Source organism: Streptosporangium sp. 'caverna', assembly GCF_003203775.1.
GTDB classification, from domain to species: domain Bacteria; phylum Actinomycetota; class Actinomycetes; order Streptosporangiales; family Streptosporangiaceae; genus Streptosporangium; species Streptosporangium subroseum.
In genome coordinates this window covers 8,635,685-8,660,904 of the sequence record NZ_CP029711.1, presented here as the reverse complement: position 1 = coordinate 8,660,904, position 25,220 = coordinate 8,635,685, and the positions used below count along the sequence as shown (strand labels likewise).

General features: G+C 68.1%; 19 protein-coding genes. 14 read left to right on the top strand and 5 right to left on the bottom strand.

Annotated elements, in window-relative coordinates; all coding sequences use genetic code 11:
- Window positions 1-167: 167 nt before the first annotated feature.
- Window positions 168-1,202 carry a LacI family DNA-binding transcriptional regulator gene (locus DKM19_RS37355; RefSeq protein ID WP_110702435.1) on the bottom strand — a complete coding sequence of 345 codons (1,035 nt, stop codon included), beginning with the start codon at window positions 1,200-1,202 and terminating at the stop codon, window positions 168-170.
- Window positions 1,203-1,306: 104 nt separating this feature from the next.
- Between DKM19_RS37355 and DKM19_RS37350 the strand changes: the two genes are divergently transcribed.
- The 9 genes from DKM19_RS37350 to DKM19_RS37310 all read left to right on the top strand — a co-directional run bounded on the left by DKM19_RS37350 (window position 1,307) and on the right by DKM19_RS37310 (window position 9,754).
- A complete protein-coding gene (locus DKM19_RS37350) occupies window positions 1,307-2,605 on the top strand; it encodes a sugar ABC transporter substrate-binding protein (protein WP_162642048.1) in 1,299 nt (432 codons plus the stop codon).
- A gap of 98 nt (window positions 2,606-2,703) precedes the next feature.
- The gene (locus DKM19_RS37345; protein WP_239513795.1) at window positions 2,704-3,543 is read left to right on the top strand and encodes a carbohydrate ABC transporter permease; all 840 of its coding nucleotides are present in this window, start codon (window positions 2,704-2,706) and stop codon (window positions 3,541-3,543) included.
- The gene (locus DKM19_RS37340) at window positions 3,543-4,415 is read left to right on the top strand and encodes a carbohydrate ABC transporter permease (protein ID WP_110702429.1); all 873 of its coding nucleotides are present in this window, start codon (window positions 3,543-3,545) and stop codon (window positions 4,413-4,415) included. The genes DKM19_RS37345 and DKM19_RS37340 overlap by 1 nt, the downstream gene beginning before the upstream one ends.
- 57 nt (window positions 4,416-4,472) lie before the next feature.
- Entirely contained in the window at window positions 4,473-5,417 is a 945-nt protein-coding gene (locus DKM19_RS37335; protein ID WP_110702427.1) for a nucleoside hydrolase, read from the top strand.
- On the top strand, window positions 5,414-6,373 hold the full coding sequence (locus tag DKM19_RS37330) for a ribokinase (protein WP_110702425.1): 960 nt from the start codon (window positions 5,414-5,416) through the stop codon (window positions 6,371-6,373). The genes DKM19_RS37335 and DKM19_RS37330 overlap by 4 nt, the downstream gene beginning before the upstream one ends.
- Window positions 6,370-7,341: a nucleoside hydrolase gene (locus DKM19_RS37325; RefSeq protein WP_204358406.1), complete on the top strand. Its 972-nt coding sequence runs from the start codon at window positions 6,370-6,372 to the stop codon at window positions 7,339-7,341. Before DKM19_RS37330 ends, DKM19_RS37325 begins: the two co-directional genes overlap by 4 nt.
- 49 nt (window positions 7,342-7,390) lie before the next feature.
- Window positions 7,391-7,657 (top strand): YgjV family protein, encoded by a 267-nt coding sequence (locus DKM19_RS37320; protein ID WP_110702423.1) that lies wholly within the window; start codon window positions 7,391-7,393, stop codon window positions 7,655-7,657.
- 377 nt (window positions 7,658-8,034) lie between these two features.
- Window positions 8,035-8,784, top strand: a complete 750-nt coding sequence (locus tag DKM19_RS37315; protein WP_110702421.1) for a glucose 1-dehydrogenase — start codon at window positions 8,035-8,037, stop codon at window positions 8,782-8,784.
- Between the two features lie 115 nt (window positions 8,785-8,899).
- The gene (locus tag DKM19_RS37310; protein WP_110702419.1) at window positions 8,900-9,754 is read left to right on the top strand and encodes a TIGR03620 family F420-dependent LLM class oxidoreductase; all 855 of its coding nucleotides are present in this window, start codon (window positions 8,900-8,902) and stop codon (window positions 9,752-9,754) included.
- Between the two features lie 80 nt (window positions 9,755-9,834).
- Here DKM19_RS37310 and DKM19_RS37305 read toward each other — a convergent pair whose 3' ends face one another.
- A complete protein-coding gene (locus DKM19_RS37305; RefSeq protein ID WP_110702417.1) occupies window positions 9,835-10,434 on the bottom strand; it encodes a TetR/AcrR family transcriptional regulator in 600 nt (199 codons plus the stop codon).
- A gap of 244 nt (window positions 10,435-10,678) precedes the next feature.
- On the opposite strand from DKM19_RS37305, the gene DKM19_RS37300 reads away from it, so the two are divergent.
- Together DKM19_RS37300 and DKM19_RS37295 are read left to right on the top strand one after the other, a co-directional pair.
- Window positions 10,679-11,929, top strand: coding sequence for a S9 family peptidase (locus tag DKM19_RS37300; RefSeq protein WP_110702415.1), 1,251 nt, complete (start codon window positions 10,679-10,681; stop codon window positions 11,927-11,929).
- Window positions 11,930-12,409: 480 nt separating this feature from the next.
- On the top strand, window positions 12,410-16,096 hold the full coding sequence (locus tag DKM19_RS37295; protein ID WP_110702413.1) for a S8 family serine peptidase: 3,687 nt from the start codon (window positions 12,410-12,412) through the stop codon (window positions 16,094-16,096).
- Window positions 16,097-16,296: 200 nt separating this feature from the next.
- On the opposite strand, the gene DKM19_RS37290 is transcribed toward DKM19_RS37295, so the two are convergent.
- Complete coding sequence (locus DKM19_RS37290; RefSeq protein WP_239513793.1) at window positions 16,297-17,490, bottom strand: ADP-ribosylglycohydrolase family protein; 1,194 nt, start codon at window positions 17,488-17,490, stop codon at window positions 16,297-16,299.
- 809 nt (window positions 17,491-18,299) lie between these two features.
- On the opposite strand from DKM19_RS37290, the gene DKM19_RS50120 reads away from it, so the two are divergent.
- The gene (locus tag DKM19_RS50120) at window positions 18,300-18,497 is read left to right on the top strand and encodes a hypothetical protein (RefSeq protein ID WP_162642045.1); all 198 of its coding nucleotides are present in this window, start codon (window positions 18,300-18,302) and stop codon (window positions 18,495-18,497) included.
- 296 nt (window positions 18,498-18,793) lie between these two features.
- Window positions 18,794-19,114 (top strand): hypothetical protein, encoded by a 321-nt coding sequence (locus DKM19_RS50115; RefSeq protein WP_162642043.1) that lies wholly within the window; start codon window positions 18,794-18,796, stop codon window positions 19,112-19,114.
- Between the two features lie 109 nt (window positions 19,115-19,223).
- Here DKM19_RS50115 and DKM19_RS37285 read toward each other — a convergent pair whose 3' ends face one another.
- A complete protein-coding gene (locus DKM19_RS37285) occupies window positions 19,224-22,184 on the bottom strand; it encodes an AfsR/SARP family transcriptional regulator (RefSeq protein ID WP_110702411.1) in 2,961 nt (986 codons plus the stop codon).
- 228 nt (window positions 22,185-22,412) lie between these two features.
- On the opposite strand from DKM19_RS37285, the gene DKM19_RS37280 reads away from it, so the two are divergent.
- On the top strand, window positions 22,413-24,653 hold the full coding sequence (locus DKM19_RS37280) for a histidine kinase (protein WP_110702409.1): 2,241 nt from the start codon (window positions 22,413-22,415) through the stop codon (window positions 24,651-24,653).
- Here DKM19_RS37280 and DKM19_RS37275 read toward each other — a convergent pair.
- Complete coding sequence (locus tag DKM19_RS37275; protein WP_110702407.1) at window positions 24,546-25,151, bottom strand: response regulator transcription factor; 606 nt, start codon at window positions 25,149-25,151, stop codon at window positions 24,546-24,548. The genes DKM19_RS37280 and DKM19_RS37275 overlap by 108 nt on opposite strands.
- Window positions 25,152-25,220: the final 69 nt, after the last annotated feature.

The following is a 25,220-nucleotide window of genomic DNA, read 5'->3' as shown; positions in this document are numbered from 1 at the left end:
AGCTGGTCATGCCAAGTCCGTCATGGCCCGTGAGCTCGGCGACAAGGAGCTCGGTGAGGGTACCGGTGAAGACCTCGGGGCCACCGTAATCCGCGTTCACGATGGGCCGTTTGTCGGGACCGGGGTCCTTGGTGTCCCAGCACAGGACGTCCTGGCCTTCGGTGGCTTCAGCCGGACAATGATGATTCGCGCACCTTCAGTTCGAAGTCGAACACCTCGTGGGCCACCGGGTCATCCACCGTCCTGCCAACCAAGATCTCAACTGCCTTTCGCGCCATCGCTCGGACCGGTTGCCTGATGGACGAGAGGGGCGGGACGGTGAACTTCCCCGACTCGGTGCCGTCGACGCCGATCACAGCGAGATCATGGGGAACTCCGAGCCCAAGGCTGTGGGCTGCCGAAAGCACGCCGAATGCCTGCTCGTCGCACGTCACGAAGAGAGCCCGCGGCCGGTCATCGGCCTCAAGCCACTCAAGGGAAACGTCATGCGCGGCAGCGCGCGTGAGCGGCGACTTTCGCTCGCTCGCCTCGATATCGAACTCTCGAACCGCTCGGGTGAATCCCAGAAGCCGATCGTTTCCTTGAACCGAGCCTTCGGGTCCGTTTAGTATCCCGATGCTTCGATAACCCTGCTCTGCCAGATGCTTCGTGGCGACGTACGCCGCCTCCTCGTAGTCGATAACCAGAGACGACGCATGTTCGCCATCTCTCACACGGTGAAGTGTGACCACGGGGATGCGCGCTCGGCGCAGGTGACTCAGGTCAAGTGGCTGTCGTAGCGAGGCGAGAACGAGAGAATCAACGCGCCGGTCGACGAAGGTGTCGATGAGTCTGATCTCGCGTTCGACCGTCATCGCGGAATCGCCAATGAGGAGCAAGTGGTCCTTGGCGATCGCTTCCTCTTCGATCGCGCGCGCGAACTCGGCGAAGTAAGGATTTGTGATATCCGGAACGACCAGGCCGATTGACTGTGAACGCCCTGCGCTCAGGGCGCGCGCGAGGGCGTTCGGCTTGTACTGAAGCATCTCAGCGGCCTTGAGCACGCGCTCTTTCGTTTCTGGCGCAACCCTGCGAGGACCGTCGTTGAACACGTAGCTCACGACGGCAGTGGATGTCCCGGCCAGCCGTGCAACGTCGCTCGCGGTCGCCATCGTCTCCTCATCCCTAGATCTAATCGCATAGATGTCTGGACTGGCAGCCATCGTCTGCAGCTCATCATAGCAGCAGTGCCCACTTGACGGGGCGGTGCGAAGTACCTAATCTAAGCGCATAGATGCCTTGTCTCTTCCTTCACAGAGAAGTGCCCATGAAGAAACGCATTCCAGGAGTCATCGCACTCATCGCGGTCGGCTCTGTCCTGCTCGCAGGGTGTTCGGCCTCGTCGGACTCCAGCGCGGCTGCCGGTCAGGGTGACGGTATCGGTGAGGTCAATTTCGTCGCGACTGACGACCCGAGTACTTATACCGCCGTCATCAAAGCATTTGAAGCCGCCAATCCGAATATCGCGGTGACGTATACGCAGATTCCGTTCGCCCAGTACAACTCCACCCTTCAGCAACGACTCGGTGCCAAAGACGACACGATCGATGTGTACGGCGTCGATCAGCCACGGATGGCTCAGCTCGCGGCGCAAGGTTTTTTGGAAGACCTCAGTGACCTGAAGGATCAGACCAAGTCGGCCGTATCCGATGCCCAATATGAAGTGAGTGTCTACCAGGACAAGCTGTGGGCGCTTCCGATCTCCAACTCCGCGCAGATGCTCTTCTACAACAAGAAGGCACTCGACTCGGCCGGTGTCGCGCACCCGTCGATCGATCCCGCGCAACGGCTCACCTGGGAGCAGATAGAAACCGAGGGTAAAGCGGCCCAAGCGGCCGGAACGAAGTATGGGCTCCTCCTGGAACAACCGAACGCCTACTACCAGCTGCAACCGCTGATGGAATCGGCGGGAGGGGGCTCAGGATTCACCGGGGATGACAACCTCACCGCCGATGTCGCCAACGACGGCTGGAACAAGGCCATGAGCTGGTACTCCGAAACCTTCGACTCCAAGCTCTCGCCCCGCGGTATCGGGGACTTTCAGACCAGTCCCGTGTTCGCGGCCGGCGATCTCGCCTTCTTCGTCGGCGGATCGTGGGACCTCGGAACGTTCGCCGACTCAGGTGTCGACTGGGGAATCGCCCCGATGCCCTCCTTCAAGGGCGGAGGGACGAACACTCCGACAGGTTCCTGGTCCTGGGGGCTCAACTCCGCTTCGAAGAACAAGGCGGCCGCGCTCACGTTCATGAAGTTCGCCGCGCTGGACACCGATGGAAGCCTCGCCACGAGCGGAACCACCTCGAACATCCCCTCCAATCTCGCCGCGCAGGCCAAGTACCTTCAGCAACTTGACACGATCGCCGGTGACCACAGCGCCGGAGCGAGCAAGCTCATCGCATACGAGATCAAGAACACCGCGACACCTCGGCCCGTCAGCGTCGGATACCCGCAGTTTGAAGATGCCGCGAACAAGGCGTTCGGCGACATCCTCAACGGCTCACCCGTGAAAGATCGCCTGGCGCAAGCGCAGAAGGAGATCACGGACGCTTGGGCTCAGCTGAAGTGACCTCTCTTTCCCGTTCCGGTACGGAAGCCGATCCTCAGCGCTCGGGTGAGGCGGAACCTCGCCGCCTCACCCGGCATCGCCGGTCGTCGAACGCATGGGTGGCGCTGGCCTTTCTCGCACCAGCGCTGATCAGCCTGGTGGTCCTCCGGCTGGCACCCGCGGCGATCTCCCTGTGGGAGAGCCTGTTCCACACCGGCATCCTCAACCCCGACCCGGTGTTCGTCGGCCTGGACAACTATGCGGATCTGTTCTCCAACAGCGGTTTCCAGGGCGCTCTGCTCGTCACGCTCGTGTTCACCGTGGTGATCAATCCGGTGCAGGTGGGTCTCGCGTTCCTGCTCGCGACGCTCTACACCCGTAAGGCGGCGGGCGCACGCATCTGGCGGTCGTTGGTCATCGTCCCGATCGCGGCCCCTCCCGCTGTTTCCGCCGTCGTGTGGAGCGTCATCTATCGCCCAGACGGCCTGGGGAACTCGTTTCTGTCAATGCTCGGGATCCCGGCACAACCGTTCCTGACGTCGCCGCACCAGGCTCTCGCGTCGATCATGGTGCTGCTGAGCTGGATCGGGATCGGGTACTGGATGATGTTTCTGATCGCCGGCATCAACGATATCCCGGAGGAAATCTACGAGGCGGCGTCTCTCGACGGTGCATCCGGGTGGCGAAAAATGTGGTCGATCACGTTCCCGATGGTCCGCAGGCCGCTCGCGTTTGTGCTCGTCGCCGACACCGTGGCGAACTTCCTGGTCTTCGCGCCGCCACAGATCCTCACCAAGGGCGGTCCGGACGGGTCGACGAATCTTCTGATGTACGACCTGTACAACCGGGCGTACGCGCTCGGTGACCTCAACAAAGCCCAGGCAGAGGTGATCATCCTCGTGCTGCTCGCCCTCATCGTCGTCGCCGTTCAATTCCGCCTTTTGAGGAGCGCCGACTGATGGCCGTCACCGCACCCCGTACCTCGGCCCGGAAGGCTCGGCGAAGTCTCTCTGTCGGCTACATCGGCCTGAGCGTCTTGGGCGCCGTCGTCGGACTCCTGTTCCTGATCCCGCTCTGGTGGACGTTCATCAATTCTCTCCGTCCATCGGCGGATACGTTCGCCTTCCTCGATCCGCTGCAATGGCGGACGCTCTTCACGCTCACCCCGAAATTCGACAATTACACGGCCCTGTTCTCAAGCAATCTCGGCGCCGCGACCCTGAACTCGATTCTCGTGAGCGCCGTCACGGTCCTCGTCGGGCTGGTGATCTGCTCGACTGCGGCGTTCGCCCTCGCCGCGATCCCGTTCCGCGGCCGGAGCGTCGTCTTCGTCCTCATCGTCATCAGCTTCCTCATCCCGTTCGACGCCATCGCGATCCCGCTCGCGAACCTCTTCCGGAACTGGAATCTGGTCAACACCTACGCCGGATTAATCCTCCCCGGCCTTGGCAACGGCATGGCGATCTTCCTGCTGCGGACCTTCTTCCTCGCTGTTCCGACGGAACTGGTCGAAGCGGCGCGGTTGGACGGTCTGGGGTGGTGGGGTATTTTCCGGCGGCTCTACCTGCCGCTGTCGGTTCCCGCACTGATCGGGGCAGGCCTGACGCTGTTCCTCTTCCAGTGGCAGTCCTACGTTTGGCCGCTTCTCGTCGGCACCGATTCCCAGCACATGCTCGCGCCCATCGCCCTGGCCAACCTGCAGGGGCAGCACACGGTGGACTACGGGGTTCTTTTCGCGGGCTCAATGGTCCTCACCTTGATCCCCCTGGTGATAATCATCGCCTTCCAGCGCTATTTCGTGCAGAGCGCCAGCACGTCCGGAATCAAATAACACCGCATCCACGAATGGACATTCGGCGCAGCGCCGCATTCGTTCCCCTCAAGGAGGATGCTCGTTTTGAGCACGCAACACCATGTCATTCTGGACACCGATCTCGGATCCGATGTCGATGACGCGATGGCCCTGGCCGTCATCCTGGGAACGCCGTCGATCGACCTCCTCGGCGTCACCACGGTGTACGGCGACACCCTGCTCAGAGCACGTCTCGTGAGACGATTCAGCTCCCTGGCCGACCGGGATACTCCCACCTACGCCGGTATCGGATCCCCTCGGTCCGGACGGGAGGTCTGGTGGGCCGGGATCGAAGGTTCTCTCCACCACGATCTTGAGCGCGAGTCCGTGAGCGACGAGCCCGCGGTGGAGTTCCTCACTCGCGCTGTTGCGGAGAACCCAGGCCAGATCGACATTGTCGCCATCGGACCGCTGACGAACATCGCCGCCGCCATCCGAGCCAACGACCATTTCGCCGCCGATGTCAGGCACCTCTGGGTCATGGGCGGAATCTTCGATGGAGGCACCGGCATCGATGGGACAGGCATCGAGCACAACTTCCGCAGCGACGATGAATCCGCGGCCATCGTCTTCACCTCCGGCATCCCCACAACCGTCACCGGGCTTGACGTCACCGAACAGCTTGAGTTCGAGGCCGAACAGTTGACGAGAATCTCCGCGGGAGGAGAGCTCGGTGCCGCGCTCGACGCCGACATCCGCCAGTGGTGGACCCACTGGCGGCGCGAACGGAACGTCCCCCATGACCCCGTCGCCGTTCTCACCCTGCTTCACCCCGAACTGTTCGAGTTCTCCGAGCCTGGGCGCGTGATGATTTCCGTCGGCGGCACCGAGGCGGGGCGCAGCGTGTTCCTGCCGGATCCGGCAGGCTCCACACGGATCACAACCGCGCTCGACAAGAACCACATCGCGAACCGGATAGTGGACGCGATCGTGCATGCCTCGGCTCCACCGTCACTCTTCCGTGAAACGGAGCTGACATGACCGGAGGCGGACGACTTGTCGTCGTCGGCTCGATGAATCTCGACCTCACCGTCAGAACAACGGTCCTTCCCCAGCCGGGAAGCACGGTTCTCGGGTCGGACATCTGTCGGAGCCCCGGCGGAAAAAGCTCAAACCAGGCCGCAGTCGCAGCCCTTATGGGAGCTGATGTCTCCCTTGTCGCAGCCGTTGGTTCCGATCCCGAAGGGCATGAGCTCATCAGCCAGGCCCAGAACACGGGAATCGACACCACCCACGTCCGTGTGATTCCTTCGGCGACCACGGGTGTGGCTCTGATCGCCGTCGACGATGCGGCGGAGAACCTGATCATCGTGTCGCCGGGCGCGAACACGCAGCTCACCTCTGAGCACGTGCGCTCATCCCTGGAAGCGATTACGGAGGTGTCGGCTGTCAGCTTGTGCCTCGAAATTCCCCTGGACGTCGTCCGTGACACCGTGATCGCAGCCTCCGCGCACGGTGTCACGGTCATCCTCAATCTTTCGCCGTACAGCGAGGGCGCGGCATTCCTCGCCGCGATGGCGGACCTCGTGATCGTCAACGAGCACGAGGCGGCGAAACTGTGCGGTATCGATTCCCTGCTCGACATCTCCGATGGGGAACTGTCCGAAAAGCTCGACCAACTCGGGGTGCACAGGGCGGTCATCACGCTCGGCGCGGAAGGCGCCCTTGTCATCGACTCGTCCGCCGGGCCGGACCGGTCGCCACAGCGCGTACCGACCCCTCGTGTGAGAGCCATGGACACGACGGGCTGCGGCGACGCGTTCGCGGGCGTCATCGCGAGTGAAATCGCCGCAGGCGCTGAACTCGTCTCCGCGGCGAGAACCGCCGCCGGTGTCGCCGCCTACGCGGCTCAGTACGCCGGTGCCCAACCGTCCTACCCGACCCGGGACCGGTTCAACGCCTGGCTGTCGGACCGCGAAGGCGGGTCGCACCTGTGAGACCGCTCCGCCCGATCCTCCTGGACACCGATCCTGGAATCGACGACGCGATGGCGCTGGCCGTGATCCTGGCAGACCCCTCAGCCGAACTCGTCGCCGTAACGACCGTCTTCGGGAACACCGACGTCGATCAGACGACTCGCAACGCCCTCGCTCTTCTGCGTGTGGCCGATGCCGGCACCGTTCCCGTCTATCGAGGTGCCTCCTCGCCGCTGAACGGCGTCTTCGACGGAGGGGTATCACACATCCACGGCACCGACGGCCTTGGAGACATCGGACTCGCAACCTCCCTCGGCATCGCTCGCCATCCGCAAGGACGAGAGAGTGCCGCGGAGGCGATCGTTCGCCTCGCCCACGAGCATCGAGGGAAACTCGAGATCATCGCGATCGGTCCATTCACCAACCTCGCCCTCGCTCTCCGCCTGGATCCCGGAATCGCTTCGCTTGTGAAATCAGTGACTCTCATGGGCGGAAACGCACTGGTGCCGGGAAACATCACCCCCGGAGCGGAGGCCAACATTTTTCACGACCCCGAGGCTGCGCACGAAGTCCTCAATGCGAGCTGGCCCCTCACCCTCGTGCCGTTGGACGTCACGATGGAACACACTCTCACCCGGGCGCAACACACACTCATCGCGCGAGCACCATCGCCTCTCGCCACGGTGATCGCTGCGGTTGTCGGTCCATACTTCACGTTCTACGAGGGCGTCTACTCCACCGAACGCATCGCACTTCACGACCCACTGGCCGCCCTGCTCGCGCTTGGGAACGTCACCCCGGCGCTCGCCCCGCTGACGAGCGTGCATGTCGAGTGTGGTCACGGGCCGGCGCGCGGAGCAACCATCTGCGATCTCAGGAACCGGTTCCGGGGCTTCCCGCCACAGAGCGGAGCAACATGCACGGTCGTACTCGAGGTCAAGGACGACGTCGCCGACGTGGTGACACGGCTTCTTACTCAGACATCATGATCCGTAGGGCCTACCGCCGCACAGCCAGGATTCCCCAGGGGAAAAAGCGATGAACGACCCTCAGCTGTGGCTCGACGTGTTCGGCTGGACAGGTTCCGGGGTCCTGATCCTGTCACTCCTCCAGAAGCAGGTCCTCCGACTAAGGATCATCAACGCGGTTGCTTCCGTGATGCTCGTTGTCTACAACGTCCTTATCGCGATCTGGCCGATGGTCGGGATGAATGCCGCGGTGCTCCTCATCGATCTCTATTTCATCTGGAAGGTCGCGCGCGACGGGAAGCGACATGCATCTTCACGTTCGCCAGAGGGTCGTTAGCGCCGATTTTCGCGAAGCGTGACCGGCGCTCGACCGTCGCCAGGTATCTGAACGAACTCGGCCGCGATCAGCAGCTGTGGCACCCCATCCAGGTAGACCGGCCCGGCCGTCACACCACCTCCCAGGTCGTCGAGGGGCGTGCACTACCGGGACCGGAAATCTCGGGTGTGTCACAGGGGATCCGGGTGGCGTCTCGCCGTCCCGCTTGACGTGGGGCTCGAAGCAATCTAGTTTCTTATCGAGCACTACAAAACGTGCCTCACTCCCACCTCGCAACCCCGATCGCATTGGCATGCTCGGAGTGTGATGTAACAAGAAATGTTACGTCTTTGGTTCGAGGGTATCACCCCATCTTTTTTGATTCGGAGCACCAGATCATGGGACAGCTTGACAGCAAGACGGCGATCGTCACCGGTGGCACCATCGGCATCGGTCTGGCCACCGCTCAGCGGTTCGCCGCCGAGGGCGCGCACGTGTTCATCACCGGCCGCCGTAAGGACGCACTCGACGCCGCCGTGGCCAAGATCGGCCCCAGCGCCACCGGGGTCGTCGGCGACGTCTCCAACCTGGCCGACCTCGACCGGCTCTACGAGGCCGTCGCGCAGCAGGGCCGGCGCATCGACGTGCTGTTCGCCAACGCCGGCGGCGGTGAGTTCTCCACCCTGGAGCAGGTCACCGAGCAGCATTTCGACGCGACGTTCGGCACCAACGTCAAGGGCACGCTGTTCACGGTGCAGAAGGCGCTGCCGCTGCTGAACGACGGCGCCTCGATCATCCTCGCGGGCTCCACCGCGGCCACCGTCGGCAATGAGGCGTTCGGCGTGTACGGGGCCTCCAAGGCCGCGGTGCGGTCCTTCGCCCGCACCTGGGCCGCCGAGCTCAGGGGCCGGGCGATCCGGGTCAACGCCATCGCCCCCGGCACGATCGACACTCCGGGGATCGACGGCCTGGCCCCCGACCAGGAGCAGGCCGTCCAGCTCAAGACCTTCCTGGCCGGCAAGATCCCCCTGGGGCGCCTGGGCCGCCCCGAGGAGGTCGCCGATGCCGCCCTCTTCCTCGCCTCGGACCAGAGCGTCTTCATCACCGGAACCGAGCTCTTCGTCGACGGCGGCACCAACCAGATCTGACCGCTTGCACAGATTTCCCCGCTGCGGGGCGGGGCCGAAGGGGGCGGCTTGCGGTGAACGGCCGCCTCCTTACATCCATAACAAGAGCACCACCAGCGCAGACGGGATACATGTCATGGATTTGGGACGAACGGGCCTTTGGAGCATCGAGCTGCGGATGGCGGATCCGGGAGAGATCACGGATGCCGCCGCCGAGCTCGACGAACTGGGCTGGGGAGCGTTGTGGATCCCGGGCCTGGGAGGCGGGGACATCCTCGGCGACTCGGAGCGGCTGCTGCGAGCCACCCGCAGCACGAAGGTCGCGATCGGGGTGCTGAGTATCTGGCGGCACCAGGCCACCGAAATGGCAGCCGGGCATGCGCGGCTGCAGGACGGGTACGGCCGCCGGCTGCTCCTCGGGCTCGGTGTCAGCGACCCGGCCGCCGCACAGAGCGCGGGACATGCCTATCGACCGCTGTCGGACATGAGCGCCTACCTGGACAAGCTCGACCAGGCCCCGGGGGTGCCCGCGGACGAACGACTCATGGCCGCGCTCGGCCCCAGAATGACCGAGCTGGCAGGGCGGCGCACCGCGGGCGTGCACCCCTTCATGGTCACCCCGGAATACTCGGCCGCGGCCAGGGAGTTGCTCGGTGACGGCCCCCTCATCGCGCCCTATCAGGCGGTCGTGCTGGAGCGTGACCCCGGCAAGGCGCGCGCCGCCGCCCGGGACTTCCTCGGCGGGTTCCTCGCCATGGACCACTACGCCCGAAGCCTGCGCCGTCAGGGCTTCACCGAGGAGGACCTGGCCGGTGGCGGTAGCGACCGGCTCATCGACGCCGTCGTGGCCTGGGGCGATGTGGAGACCATCGGCAACCGCGTCCGCGCGCACCACCAGGCCGGCGCCGATCACGTCTGCCTGCATGTGGTGGGCGCCGGCTCCGGCCTGCCCCTGCCCGAATGGCGTGAACTGGCCGTGCTGACCCGCTGACGTGTCCCGGCTGCCCGGGGCATACGGCTACCGCCGTCCCCCGGCCCTTCCCGGGTGTGACGGGGATTCCCCGGCCGCGATCAGGCGTCTACCCGTGACGGCCAGACACGCATGGCGAAGTCGACGGTCTGGTGCAGTTGCTCCCGGCTCGCGCCGCCGGACGCCTGAACGGCGATGCCCTGGTGAACGGTGGCGAAGTAGCGGGCGAGGCCGTCGGGGTCGGCGTCGTCCGGCAGTTCCCCCTCGATGCGGGCCTGCTCCAGCCGCGCACGCAGGAAGGTCTCGCCCATCCTTCGGCGCGCCGCCATCTCGTCGCGGGCGCCCTCCGCGCCGGGAGCGGAGGCAAGCCCGCCCTGCACCGTGAGGCAGCCGGGAGGGCAGTCGGGACGCGTCGTCCCGTCAACGGCACCGTGCAGGAGATGCTCGACGACGGCCCGCGCCGTCGGCTGCTCGAACGCTTCGCGAATGTAGCGCGCGGGGCCTTCGGTGTAGCGGTCGAGGACCTTCCGGAACAACTCCTCCTTGTTCCCGAAGGTGCCGTAGAGGCTGGGCGGATTGATACCCATCGCCCTGGTGAGGTCTGAAATCCCGGTGCCTTCGTAGCCCTGGCGCCAGAACACCTCAACCGCCTGGTCGAGCGCCTCGTCGACGTCGAAGCCGCGCGGTCGTCCTCCCGCCATGATGGCCTCCCGGTATCGACCAAATCTATAACGCTCACTACAATACGCCATGATCTCGGTGTCCGGACAGGACGGCTCGCACCGGCCTACGGCTCTCGGCAGGCGCCCGCCGACGACCTGAGAGTAGGGCGTGCACTACCGGAAACCTCGGAGCGCACTACCGGGAATCCTCGGTGTGCGCTACCCGGGATCCGGGTGATGGCCTGCTGGGGGCGGCATTCGGTGGAGACCTAATCTCTCAAACGTGATCAAAAACCCCCGCCGCGTTCTCGCGCTCTCCTGCGCCGCACTCATCGCCGTCGCCCCCCTCGCAGCGGTGACCAGCGCCACCGCCGCCACCTCCACCGCCGGCACCGCCGCCGCTGCCACCGTCACGGGGTCCACCCGGGGAGCCCTGGTCAAGGCCGAGCGGTCGGCCCACCTGTCGGGCAAGCAGGTCAACGACTACCTCGGCAATGCCGGGTTCCCGGCGATCGAGAACGCCAAGGGGATCGACGTCTACAGCGTCACCTACCGGACCGTCGACGTGCAGGGCAGGCCGACCACCGCGACCGGCGCGGTCGTCCTGCCCCGCGTGCCCGCTCACAACCTGCGCGTGGTCAGCTACGCGCACGGCACGATGGCGACGAGGAAGGACGCCCCGTCGGTGGAGACCCAGACCGACGGCAGCTACCTGGCGGCCTACTTCGCCACCCACGGCTTCGCGGCGGTCGCCCCCGACTACCTCGGCCTGGGCGGCGGACCCGGCCCCCATCCCTACATGCACACCGCCACCGAAGCCGGTGCCTCACTCGACCTGCTCAAGGCCGCCCGGACGCTGGCCGGCCAGAAGCAGGTCACGCTCGACAGGCGGATCCTGGTGACGGGTTTCTCCCAGGGCGGCCACGCCGCCATGGCCCTGGGCGCGGCTCTCCAGAAGGACGAGGAGCTCGACGTGGCGGCCGTCGCGCCGGTCAGCGGTCCCTTCGACCTCGAGGACGCCGAGCTGCCCGCCGCGCTCCACGGCGGGCTCGACGAACGCTCCGCCACCTTCTACCTCGCCTACTGGCTCACCTCGATGGACCGGATCTACAACCTCTATGCCACCCCCGCGCAGGCCTTCCGCCCGCCGTACGACAAGAAGATCACCAACCTGCTCGACGGGAGCCAGGACTTCGACACGATCGTGGCCGGCCTGCCGCCCACGGTGGAGAAACTCCTCACCCCCGGTTACCTCAAGCAGCTGGACAAGCCCTCGGGCGCATTGCTGAAGGCGATCAGGGCGAACGACACCACCTGCCGCGACCTGCGGCCCGGGGTGCCCGTACGGCTGTTCGCCGCGAACGGCGACCGCGACGTGGCCATCGCCAACTCCGTGAGCTGCCTGAAGGATCTGCGGAGCAAGGGCTTCGACGCGAGCCTCACCGACGTCGGGGACGTGGACCACACCGGATCGGTCATGCGATCCATGCCGCAGGTGCTCGACTGGTTCCGGCAGGAGGCCGATAAGGAGTAGTCCCGGGAGCGTGCCCCGAGCCGGGTGATGACGACGACGGGGCCGCGCCGGTTGGCGGCGGCGATCCACGCCGGCGGCCGGATCCAGCCGCCGCCGTTGCGCGAGGGCGCAGAAGCGCGGAGAGAAGAAAACCCTCATTTTTTGGTGGCTGCCGCCAAATCAACACGAGAAATGGCGAGGGGCAAGAAAAACTCCCAAAACGCGTTCACGGCGGAACGGCGATGGGGCGTGAGCAAGAGTGGCCCGCCCACGCCTCGGCCATCTCGGCGGCTCGCCAAATTCGGATGATAGCTCACAGACCTGTAGAAACAAGGCTTAAAGGTCCTAGCAGGCACCGTTGATCTACCGTACGATTGGGCAGCTTCGCCCAGAAATTCGCATTGATGACACTTAAGTCATCTTTGGTGTTTTTGGAGTTTTATTCCCTTTCGTCAAAGGAACTCCCCTTTGTTAATCCCTTCCCCCCGCGGATCGAAGCTGATGGCTTTCGCGTCCGCACTGGCGATCCTGACGGTCATCCCGCCGGCGTTCGCCACCACGTCGGCCACCACCCCCGGCGCGACGGTCACATCGAACACCCCCGGCGCCCTTCGTGCCGTCACCCTGATCACCGGCGACAGGGTCACCGTCACCACCGCCGCCGACGGCACCGAGACGAAGCAGGTCGAGGGCCCGGATGGCGAATCCATCGGGTTCAAGATCAATAAGGTCGGAAAAGACACCTACGTCTATCCCGACTCCACCCTGCCGTACGTCTCCGCCGGGCTCCTCGACAAGGACCTGTTCAACGTCACCCGGCTCCTCGCCGACGGTTACGACGACGCGCACGCCGACCGTCTTCCCCTGATCGTCACCTACACCGACGCCGCCGCCGGCGCGCGTACCCAGGCGGTGCCCTCCGGAGCGGCCAGGGTCCGCGCCCTGAGCAGCATTCAGGGCGCGGCGCTGACCGAGGAGCGGAGCCGTTCGGCCGGCTTCTGGTCCGCGCTCACCTCCGGCGCGGGCGCCCGCACCACCGGCGCCGCGCCGGTCTTCACCGGCGGCATCGCCAAGATCTGGCTGGACGGCAAGGTCAAGGCCGACCTGGCCGACACCACCGCGCAGATCGGCGCCCCGCAGGTGTGGGCGGCGGGCAACACCGGCACCGGCGTGGACGTCGCCGTCCTGGACACCGGCGTCGACACCGGTCACCCGGACCTGGCCGGCCGGATCGCCGAGACGGCCAGCTTCGTCCCCGACGAGGACGTCAGCGACTATCACGGCCACGGCACGCACGTCGCCTCCACGATCGCCGGAACCGGCGCCGCCTCCGGCGGTACGGAGAAGGGCGTCGCCCCCGGCGCCGACCTGCACATCGGCAAGGTCCTCGACAACGCGGGAAGCGGTCAGGACTCCTGGATCATCGCGGGCATGGAGTGGGCCGCCCGCGACCAGCACGCCAAGATCATCAGCATGAGCCTCGGAGGCGGCCCGACCGACGGCACCGACCCGATGAGCCAGGCCGTCAACACCCTCAGCGCCGAGACCGGCGTGCTCTTCACCATCGCCGCGGGTAACGCCGGGCCGAACACCGTCGGCACTCCGGGCGCCGCGGACGCCGCGCTGACCGTGGGCGCCGTGGACGGCTCCGACCAGCTCGCCGACTTCTCCAGCCAGGGTCCGCGCGCGGGCGACTACGGGCTCAAGCCGGAGCTCACCGCGCCCGGCGTCGACGTGCTCGCGGCACGCTCGCAGTACGCGCCCGAGGGCGAGGGTTTCTACCAGACGCTGAGCGGCACCTCGATGGCCACCCCGCACGTCGCGGGAGCCGCCGCGCTGCTGGCCGCCGCGCACCCGGACTGGACCGGCCCGCAGCTCAAGGACGCCCTGGTCAGCTCCACCAAGGCCACCCCGGACTACACCCCGTACGAGGCCGGCAGCGGTCGCCTGGACGCCGCGGCCGCGGTGCGGAACACGGTGTTCGCGACGGGCAGCGCCTACTCCGGCTTCCACACCTGGCCGCACGAGCCCGGCGAGAAGAGCACCAAGGAGGTGACCTACACCAACACCGCCGACACCCCGGTCACCCTCGACCTGGCGATCAACGCACCTCAGGCGCCCCAGGGCGTGTTCACCCTGTCCGCCACGCGGGTCACCGTGCCCGCCCACGGAACCGGCAAGGTCGCCCTCACGGCCAACCTGGACAAGATGCCGCTGGACAGCCACTACAGCGGCATGGTCGACGCCTCCGGAGCCGACGGCAAGGTCCTGGCCCACACCCTCATCGGGGCCGGCAAGGAGAACGAGCGCTACAACCTCACGATCACCGCCAAGGACCGCAGCGGCGAGCCGCTCTCCGGGCAGCTCTTCGTGGCGGGAAAGAAGCTCTTCGAGTCGTACGGTCTCGGCGCGTCGGGCACGGGCAGCCTCCGGATGCCGGCAGGCACATACGCAGTGTGGCTCGAGGCCGACGTGCAGGGCACTCACGGCCCGCACTCCCTGGGCGTGGCGACGCTGAGCGCTCCCGAGATCATCCTGGACCGGGATCGCGCGGTCACGCTGGACGCCTCGAAGGCCCGGCAGGTCACGGCCGTCACCCCCCAGAAGACCACGGACTCCCAGATCCGTCTGGACACCTACCGGTCCTTCGGCCCCGACGACTCCGCGGGGAGCTCCCAGCTACCCCGGCCCGAGTACGACAGCATGTGGGCGCTGCCCACCGGCAAGAAGGTCACCAGGGGCGAGTTCCTCTTCGGCGCGCGCTGGCGCAAGGAGGAGCCCATGCTGACGGTGGACGCAGGCCGGCGGAGCTTCGACGACCTGCGGGTCCAGCGAGCCTCGACGCCGCTGCCCGAGGGCCGGATGAAGCTCGACACGGTCTTCGCCGGACAGGGCGCCGAGGCCGACTTCGCCGGGCTGCGGGCTCAGGGCAAGGCCGCCGTGGTGCGTCGCAACGACGCCGTCACCGTGGAGCAGCAGGCGGCCTCGGCCGTGAAGGCCGGCGCGCGGCTGCTGCTGGTCGTCAACGACGGAATCGGCCGCCTGCAGCCCTGGACCAACCCCATCTGGGCTCCTCCGCCGCCCGCGCCTGTCACGGTGGCCACCCTCACCCATGACGAGGGCGAGGAACTGATCGCCCAGATCCAGCGCGGCAGGACCCCGCTGACCCTGGTCTCCAGCCCCACCACCGACTACCTCTACGACTTCGTCCGTCACTACGACGGCGCGGTGCCCGCCGACCCGACCTACCGGCCGGAGAAGCACGACCTGGCCCGCGTCGACGTCTCCTTCCGCAACTACCAGCAGGACAGCGCGATCGAGTATCGCCGGGACGTCTGGCAGGGAGTCGCGATCAGCAGCTCCATCTCTCTTGAGGCTCCCGCCCAGGGCGAGCGGACCGACTGGGTCTCCGCGGACGCGGACATCCAGTGGCAGGAACAGGCACTGCTCCTCGGTGAAATCCAGGAGTCGGCCCCGGTGGGACGGTACAGGGCCGGCACCACCAGCGACGTTCACTGGTTCGGCCCGATCCAGCGCCCTCGCCTCGGCGTCCAGGCGGGACTGCCGACGAGGCAGGACGACGCGTTCTACGTCACCGTCCCGGGCTGGGGCGACTCCGGCGGCGACCACGTGGGCGGCACCGTCAGCAACCCCGAGGTCATGAACACGCTGACGCTGTACCAGGGAGACACGCTCCTGCAGGAGAACTACTTCGACTGGATCGAGGTCGGGGGACTCGGCGCTGAGCGCCTTCCCTACCGGCTCATCTCGGAGAACTCCCGCGGCACCTGGGCGAACCCGTACTCCACCGGCACGCGGACCGAGTGGGGTTTCACCTCGGCGGCCGGTGACCCCGGCACGGCCGCGGTCCTGCCGCTGATCCAGCTCGACTACAAGGTCGACACCGACCCCGCGGGCAGGGCACGCCGGAACGCCGACCTGGCGGTCACCCCCTCCCATCTCCCCGGAGGGCCGAGCTCCAAGGCGATCAACGCCCTCACGCTCGACATCTCCTACGACGACGGCGTCACCTGGCAGAAGGCAGACCTCACCCATGCCGGTGACGGCTGGAGGACCAGACTCCACGCCTCCGCCAGAGCCACGTACGTCACCCTGCGCGTCACCGCGCACGACGGCCGGGGCAACAGCGTCACCCAGAACATCACCCGTGCCTTCGGGCTGAAGTAGCCACTCTCAATCCCGTCATCGGGGCGGGGCCGCTCACCGCGGCCCCGCCCGCCACGGAGGCCGGGAAAAGGATCGTCCTCGCCGAACACGACGGCGTAGGTGAGGACCGTCGGCACCACCAGGTGGAGAACGCCATACGTGCGGCGCCCCATCGACTGCGTCGCCGAAGTATCCGGAGGCCGGCGCGGAGCCCTCCAGGTTCAGGCGCCGGGATACTTCCGCAGCCACGCCTCGGTGACCTCGTGCCCGTCGACCGACTGCGCCGCGAAGTCGTCGGCGAGTTCGACGATGGCGTCGCGCCCTTCGAGGTGGGCGAGCCATTCGGCGGGGAGTGCGGTCTCGCCGTGTAGGGCTCCCAGGAGGTTGCCGCAGACGGCGCCGGTGGAGTCACTGTCGCCGGAGTGGTTGACCGAGAGCAGGAGCGCCCGCTGGAAGTCGCCGGGCTCCGGATGCACCAGGGCGCAGTAGACCGCGATGGCGAGAGCCTCCTCGGCGACCCACGCCTCGCCGAGGGATCCGACCTTCTCCGGGCTCGGGTCGCCCGTCGCCGAGAGGGAGACGGCGGCGTGCAGCGCCTGCGTGGTCTCCTCGTGGGAGGGATAGGTCGCCAGCAGGTCCATCGCCTTCCGTACGGCCTGCGCGAGCGGCTCGGCTCCCCGCCGGACCTCGTCCTCCATCAGGAAATGGACGAGGGCCGCGAAGGCGCCGGCGGCGAGGTATCCGGTGGGATGGCCGTGGGTGATCTGGGCGCATTCGACGGCCAGATCGAACGCGTGCCGGGCGCTCCGCGCACGGAGCCCGAAGGGAGCCGAGCGCATCACCGTTCCGCAGCCCTTGGAGTCGGGATTGACCGGGCCCGGCAGACCGGGGGAGACGGGTGCGCTTTCCGGCTGGTGACGCAGGCCGGACAGGCAGGCGTTTCCGGGGGCTCGCTTGGAGTAGAGCCACTTCTGCTCGCGGAGCCGGCCGGTGCGAACCATCTCGTTCACGGAAGGAGCGGAGGAGGTGGAGGAGACGGGGAGAGGGGCGGAGTGCTGCTGGGTGTCCAGCCAGCGCAGGTAGGCCCGCCGGACGGCGGCGGTCTCCTCCGTCAGGGTCGGCTCCTCCGCGACGGTCTCACCTTCGTGAGCCGGCCCGTCCACGGTGATCCGGCCCGCGCGGATCAGCCCCTCAACGGTGAACAGCGTCATCTGCGTGTCATCGGTGATCAGGCCGACCTCGCCGCGCCAGTCGGCGACGAGCCCGGTCAGGCCCGCGAGGCCGTACTGCTTGCGGATCCTCCGGATCGGTTCGAACTCGACGGGCGCTCCCAGCGCGTCGCCGAGCGCGCCGCCCAGGAGGCAACCCCTCACGCGACTGCGGTACTCCGGCAGGTCATCGGTGGAACGGCGCACGGTCGTGATCCTTCGGCTTCTGTCAGATGTCGGGCGGACGGTAGCAGATGTCCGGCGGGAGCGTTCATGGTCGGTCGACGGGCAGGCCACCCAAGAGTGGCCGCACTTCGGGATGAGTACGGTGTCCTTGCGAAATTTACGGCCCAATAGGCATATGTGACATCGATTATGAAGGCATCCATCCTCTGACGGCAGCTGCCCGATGGCGGAAATCAGGCATGCGAAAGGGTGATTTCTACCATTTCGCACCTTTTTATGCCGACCTTTTGTCGTGATGGTCAGGTCGCGTTCCGCGTCGTATGGGATGAAACCCCCGTGAAACCGGTTCTCCTTACCCTGATCTCGATTAGCGCCAATGCCGCCGGGGGGCGGCATCCGAGTTGCCGCGAGGTGAAGGTGGCTGTCCGTGCCCGGATTCGACGAAGTGCTGCCCAGGGGAGTCGCGGGCCACGGCTCGGCGAGCGCCACCGAGGCTCCGGGCACGTGATCCATCCTCGCCGAATCATGCGGCCTGCCAGTAGCTGCCGGCCCCGTCGGGGACCGTCCGGCACTCCAACCGGAATCGACCGAGAACGACGTCAGGCGGGGCGCGTTGCCTGCGGACGTCACTGCCGTGGCCTCCGCGGGGGCGGTCGCGGCCTTGGCCGGGGACACCGGGTCGCACGCGGCCATGACCACGCCTTCGGAATGAGCGGGGAATCTCACCGACGGCACGTGGTCACCCGTCGCCGAATTACACAGGTGACAGATGAGCGTGCAGACCCGAGACTTCTTCCAGTCCTACCGGAGATGAGTGCGGGGAGGAACGAATGAAAAAGTTGAAGAGCGCGCTACTGGCCGTGGTGGTGGCCGGGCTCCTGGGGGCAGGTGCCGCGCCCGCTTCCGCGACGCAGTACGAAGGTCCGTGCCCGGAGCAGAGCGGCGGCTTCTGTCCCGACAGTCACTGGATGGCTCCCGGCGACCCTCCCGACGGGCTTCCCACCGTTCCCCCTGGAGGGACCCCCTGACCCCTCTGAAGGAACCCCCGGTGTTTCCCTCTGGCGGAGACTGACGTCACGGGGCGGTCAGGCGGGAGGCGGGGGTCGCGCTTCCATCTGGCCGCACCGTACGTCTGGATCAGCGCAGCAGGGCGGGCAGGGGCGGGGACGGCACGGCGTCGAGGGCCGCCGGCCGTCAACCGTCCTCCCGTGCCGGAGGAACGACAGGACCGCGGCGGGTGCGGGCCGGCCCGCACTCGCCGCGGTCCTGTCGGAGATCACCGACGCATGATGGCGGGCACCGTCCCGATGACGATCGAGGAGAGATGAAGAAGATCAGAGTGGCGCTGCTGGCGCTGATGGTGACCGGGGCACTGGTGGGGGCGAACGCCGCGCTCGCCGACGGCACCGAGCCGGATCCGGATTTCGGCGTCCAGGACAGTCACTGGATGGAGCCCAGCGAGCCCCCTGAGACCCCTGCTCCCCCCGCGCCGAGTCCTGATCCTTCCACGGCGACTCCTGTTCCCCCTGCGCCGACTCCCGGTCCTTCCGAAGGGGTGGCCCCAGACCCCTATGAGGACTGGGAGCCTCCCCAGATCCCTCCGAAGGGGTGGATCCCCGGGGATCCCTCGGAGGGGAACCCCTAGTGATCGGGGGAACCGGCGTCGTGGAGACGGTCAGGCGTGAGGCACGGGCCGCGTTTGCTGTGTTTGCCGTGCTCGGGAGAAATCCGCCTGGCCGTACCGCAGGTCCGGGTCAGTACGGCAGGGGCGGGCACAGCGTGGTGTCGAGGCTGCGCCGGGCATCCACCGCCCGCTCGTGCCAGACCGGCAGGCCGATCTCGGCGAACTCGCTGATCGCCCGGTCCAGCATGGACCGGGCCGGTTCGTGCTCGCCGCGTTCGGCGGCGAGCCGTCCGGCGGCCAGCCGGGCGCGGGCGGCGATGAAGGTTTCCCCGAGCCCCTCGGCCAGCGCCAGCGCGGCGTCGAGGTGGTCGGCCGCGAGGTCGAGTTCCCCTGCCAGCAGTTCGGCCTCGCCCAGTCCGAGCAGGCCGTACGCCTCGCCGATCCGGTCTCCGATCGCCTGGGACGCGGCGCTCACCTGCCGGTATGCGGCTCCTGCCTGCTCCGTGCGGCCCTGCCGCAGGTGCAGCGCGCCCATCCGGTTGAGGATCTGGGCGGCCCCTCGTAGATCGCCCAGATCGTGGTAGACGGCCAGCGCGGTCTCCAGAAGCGAGGTCGCGTCGGCGCGGCCGTGCTCGATGTGGATCTGGGCGATGCTGCCGAGCACATGGGCCTCGGCGTGCCGGTCGCCGACCTCGCGGAGCATCCGCAGTGCCCGCCGGTAACGGCGGAGCGCCGTCCCCGCGCGTCCCTCCACCCGCTCGATCAGCGCGGCGTTGCGCAGGGTCAGTGCCTGGCCGTGCTGGTCGTTCACCGCCTCGAAGAGCGGCAGCGCGGCGTCGAAGTGCGGCCGTGCGGCGGTGTAGCGCTGCCGGAAGAGATCGAGCGTGCCCAGCGAGTAGCGCATCGCCGCCTCGCCGCGCGGGTCGCCCGCGCGGCGGACCACGGCCAGCGCGGTCTCCGAGGTGTTCCGCCAGTCGTCGAAGTGGCCCTGAGCCTCGAACAGCGTGATCGCCGTCATGGCCAGGTCCCAGCAGGTCTCGCTCAGTTCGACCCTGGCCGCCTGGTCCACCGCGGCCACCAGGCCGAGCCGTTCGCTGCGCAACCAGGCGGCGGGGTCGGCGAGCAGCCGTTGGGAGGCGGCCGCTCCGCAGTCCCAGCGGAGTCCTTCGCCGTGCAGCACGGTGTAGTCGCCGCCGTACTGCCGCCGGTGAGCCTGCTCGGCGAGCGCGAGGTATGCCCCTGTCAGCCGGGTCAGCGCCGCGCGGACGGAGGCGGGCGGTTCGTCGTCGCCACGTTCCCTGGCGTGCAGCCGTACCAGGTCGTGGATGCGGTAGCGCGGCTCGCCGATGCCGTCCAGCCCCGCGTACTCGATGAGCTGCGCCTCCATCAGCCCCTCCAGCACGTCCTCGGCGTCGCGTGGTTCGGCGTCGAGAAGCGCCGCGGCGACCCAGCCGGCGAAGTCGGGCGTCTCGACCAGGCCGAGGCGGCGGAACAGGGTACGGCCGGGCTCGGTGAGCCCGGAGTAGCCGAGGGCGAGGCTGGCCCGCACCGACAGAGCGCCGTGGGTGAGCTCGTCGAGCCGGTCGTGTTCGGCCATGAGCCGGGAGACCAGCCGGTCGACGGTCCAGTGCGGTCGGGCGGCCAGCCGCGCTCCGGCGATCCGGAGCGCCAGGGGCAGCCGCCCGCACAGCTCGGCCAGTTGCCCGGCTGTGGCGCCGTCGGTGCCGTCGGAGATCAGTTCGGCCCGGCCGGTGATCGTGCCCAGCAGTCCGACGGCGGCGGTGCTCGTGAGGACTCCGAGGACGAGCCGGCGCGTGCCGGGCAGCGCGGTCAGAGCGCTGCGACTCGTGATGATCACCGCGCACCCGTTCTCCGGGGGGATGAGCGGCTCGACCTGGGCCTCGTCCGCGGCGTCGTCCAGCAGCACCAGGACGCGACGGCCGGACAGCCGGGCGCGGAACACCTCGGCGCGCTCGTCCAGGCTGTCCGGAATGGCCCTTCCCTCCACGCCGAGCGCGCGCAGGAACCGGCTGAGCGCGTGCGACGGTTCGACCGGCTCGGTCCCCGCGCCCCGCAGGTTCACATACAGCTGGCCGTCGGGGAAGTCGTCCCGCAACTCATGGGCGGACTGTACGGCCAGCGCAGTCTTGCCCACTCCCGGCATGCCGGAAATGGCGCATATCGCCGGGGTGGTGGCGGGGCGGTCACGCAGGATCGCGGCGAGCCGGCGCAGCTCGTCATCGCGTCCGGTGAGGTCGCCCACCCCGGCGGGAAGCAGGAACGGCACCGGATCCGGTGCCGTGGCCGCGGTCTTCTTCTCCGCGGGCTCCGCTCTCATGTGGAGGTCCAGACCGATCTGAGCGTCCCCGCGCAGGATGGCCGCCTCCAGCGCGCGCAGTTGCGGCCCCGGTTCCAGCCCCAGCTCCTCGGCCAGGACGGCGCGTGTACGCCGGTAGGTCTCCAGCGCCTCCGTACGCTGCCCGGACCGGTGCATCGCCACCATCAGCCGGGCGGCCGCGGACTCCATCAGCGGATCCTCCGCGACCATCGAGATCAGCTCGGGAACGACCTCGGCGTGCCTGCCCATCACCAGGTCGACGTCGATGCGCTCGGTCAGCACCCGCCTGCGGTCCTGCTCCAGCCGCTCCGCCGCCTCCGCCAGCGGGGCCACGTCGTCCAGACCGGCGAAGGCGCGGCCGCGCCACAGCGCGAGCGCCTCCCTCTGCAGGACGGCCGCCGTCTCCAGATCCTTCCGGTCCAGCGCCCTCCTGGCGCGCTCGGCCAGGTCGGCGAAGTGCCAGGCGTCGACCTCCGCCGTCTGCGCCGACAGCGCGTAGCCCGAGCGGTCGTGCCGGATCCGTTCGGGATCGTCGAGCGTTTTGCGTAGCCGGTGCACGAGCACCTGCAGGTTCTTGCCGGCGCGAGGCCCGAGCTGCTCCCCCCACATCGCATCGATCAGCGTCTCGGCTGCCACGACGCGTCCCTGCGCGCAGACGAGCAGCGCCAGCAGCTGTTCCTGCCTCCGGGAGGACAGTGATACCGGACGCCCGTCGAGGACGAGCGTCACATCGCCAAGTACCTGGAACCTCATCGAAGCTCCCCGAACGGTTCGCAGATCTCAAGGGCCGGTACGAACCGCGCCGCTCCGGAGACGGTCCGTAGTTGTCTGATTTCGGGGAGTATAGCCCGAATGGATCATCTTATGTTAAGGCGTTGAAGGTCCATTTCGACGGCCTTAATGCTGATTCGGATCAGATGCCTGCCGGAGTGCGGGCCCGATGCGATCGCCGATCCACCGTTGCTGGGAAGATCTCGGGACATGGATCGTATTGACCTGGTTCCGCGCCTCGCCCGGACGGTGGTCGTCGCCGTCCTCGGCGGTTTCGCCAGTGTTTACGTGCTCGCGGGACTGCCCTCGCCCGCGCCGGTGCTGATCGCGGTGGCCGCCTTCCTGGTTCAGGCCGCCTATGTCCTGACGGACGCGCGGCCGTGGTGGCTGCTCGCCGTACAGGCCGGTCTGGGCTGTCTGGGCGTGCTCGGCTTCGGGATGTCGGTGGGGATGCTCGGGTTCGTGGCCGGGTCGCTGCTGCTGACCGCCGCCTGGCCCGCGGCGGCGCTCGTCGTGGCGGCCGCCGGGGCCATCTCGCTGTCACCGGACGCCACGATCACCACGCTGCTGATCGCCCTGGTGATCTACGGGCTGGTCCGGATGATCGAGCTGGTGGACGACCTGTTCGCGGCGCGACTCGAGCTGGCCATGGCGGCCGTGGCCGAGGAGCGACTGCAGATCGCCGCCGAGCTGAACGCCGGCGTCGGCCGGAGCCTGGCGATCGTCGGAGGGCTCGACCCGGAACGGCCCGAGATGCTCGGCGAGATCCTGGCCGTCACCCGGCAGGCCCTGACCGACGCCCGCGCCGCCGCCGTCGACTACCGCTCCCTCTCCCTGGCCCCCGACACCGCCTCCGCCCGCGCGCTCCTTCTCGCGGCCGGGGTCGAGATCGAGGTCCGCGTCGGCCACACCGAGCCCCTCGGTCCCACCGGAGCCCTCCTCGCCGCCGCGCTCCGCGACGCGGTCTCCGATGCCGTACGGCACGGCACCGCCCGCCACTGCCTCATCGAGACCTCCGAATCCGAAGATTCCGTACGGCTCCGCATCGTCCACGACGCCCCTCGCACCGCCGTCCAGGCCGCCGACGCCCTCTCCGAAGCCCAGGCCCGCATCGTCTCCGCCCACGGGACCCTGACCCTCGACCTCGCCCCCGACGGCCGTCTCACCATCGACGCCCGTGTCCCCAAAACCCCGCCCGCCCGGCCGGCGACGATCGGCGCGGCGACGGGCACGCGGGGTGAGGCGAGCGGAGCGGGTGCCGGCGGGCGCCTCGGCGGTGTCTTCGGGCGTCTCGATGCCGGGCGTCTCAGCACGGTGGGGAACGCGGACTCGGCGTATCGGCTGTCGGTGTGGTTGCTGGCGGCCGTGCTGATGGGATTCTGCGCGAAGGCGCTGTTGCGGGTGACGGCGGAGACGCTGGTCCCGGTCACGGTGTGCCTGGGCATGGTCGTGTTCCTGCATCTCATCTCGGTGCGAGGGCGGCATCCGTGGAACCTGCTGGTGATGGCCGCCCTGACCTACCTGCCGATTCCCGCGTTCGGGTCGGGCTGGTTGGTGGTGGCGGGATTCCTGGCCGGACCGCTGCTGCTGGCCCTCCCCCCGGTGGCGGCGTGGCCGATGGTCGCGGGGGTCATGGGAAGCGTGGCGGGGATCGGCGTGACCATGGACCTCGATCCCGGGGTGGTCGTCAACCTCACGATCAGCACGCTGGTGACCGGGCTGGTCGTGTACGGTCTGGGCACGCTGGCCCGGCTGGTCAAGGAGCTCCAGACCGCCAGAGAGCGGCTGGCGAGCGCGGCCGTCGTCCAGGAGAGGCTCCGGACGGCCAGAGACCTGCATGACCTCCTCGGCCACAGCCTTGCCGCGATCCTCCTCAAATGCGAGCTCGCCCGCCGCCTCGCCGACAGGGATCCGGATCGGGCCAGGGCCGAGCTGGCCGACGTCGTCGAGATGGCCGGGCGGGCGGTGGCCGACATGCGCGGCGTGTCGGGGGACGGGCGGGAGATGTCACTCGAGGTCGAGGCGGAGTCGGCCAGGTCGGTGCTGGCCGCCGCCGGGATCGAGGTGGAGCTCGACCTCTCCCACGACCGCCTGCCGCCGCAGGTGGCCACCGTCCTGAGCGCCGTGCTCCGCGAGGCCGTGACCAACGTCCTGCGCCACAGCTCCGCCCGGCGCTGCGTCATCAGGACCACCTCCGAAGGGCTGAGCGTGGCCAATGACGGGGTGTCCGCCGCACGGAAGAAGCCGGGTTCCGGAATCGGGAACCTGACCACCCGCCTGGCCGCCCTTGACGCCGGACTGACGATCCGGACCGACGGCGGCTGGTTCGAGCTGCGCGCCGTGTTAGATCCAGCCCGCCTCGGTGGCGATGCGGACCGCGTCGGTGCGGTTGCGGGCGTTGAGCTTGGCCACGATGGCCGTGAGGTAGTTGCGGACTGTTCCCGCGGTTAGGTGGAGCCTGGTGGCGATCTCGGGCGCGTCGGCGCCCTCCGCGACGAGGCGGAGCACGTCGGTGTCGCGCGGGGTGAGCGGGTTGCCGGCGAGGTCCCAGGCGGTGACGGCGAGCTTCGGGTCCAGCACCCGCTGACCGGCGGAGACCGCACGGATGGCGTCGATCAGCTCATCGGGCGGGGCGGTCTTGAGCAGGAAGCCGCCGACCCCGGCGGCCAGGGCCTGGCGCAGGTGGCCGGGCCTTCCGTTCCCGGTCAGCAGCAGCACGCCGCATCCGGGCAGCCGCTCGCGAAGCACGGCCGCGGCGGCCAGGCCGTCCATGACGGGCATGTCGATGTCGAGCACCGCGACGTCCGGGCGATGCTCGAGCGCCGCCGGGAGGACCTGGTCGCCGGAGCCGACCGCGGCGACCACGGTGAGATCGGACTCCAGCTCCAGCAGTGCGACGAGCGCGCCCCGGACCACGTGCTGATCTTCGGCGAGGAGAACCTTGAGCATGTGGTCATATGTACCAGTTCATGATGAGGTCATGGTCCACAGGTGAGGGCATCTCTGGGCCGGCGACCG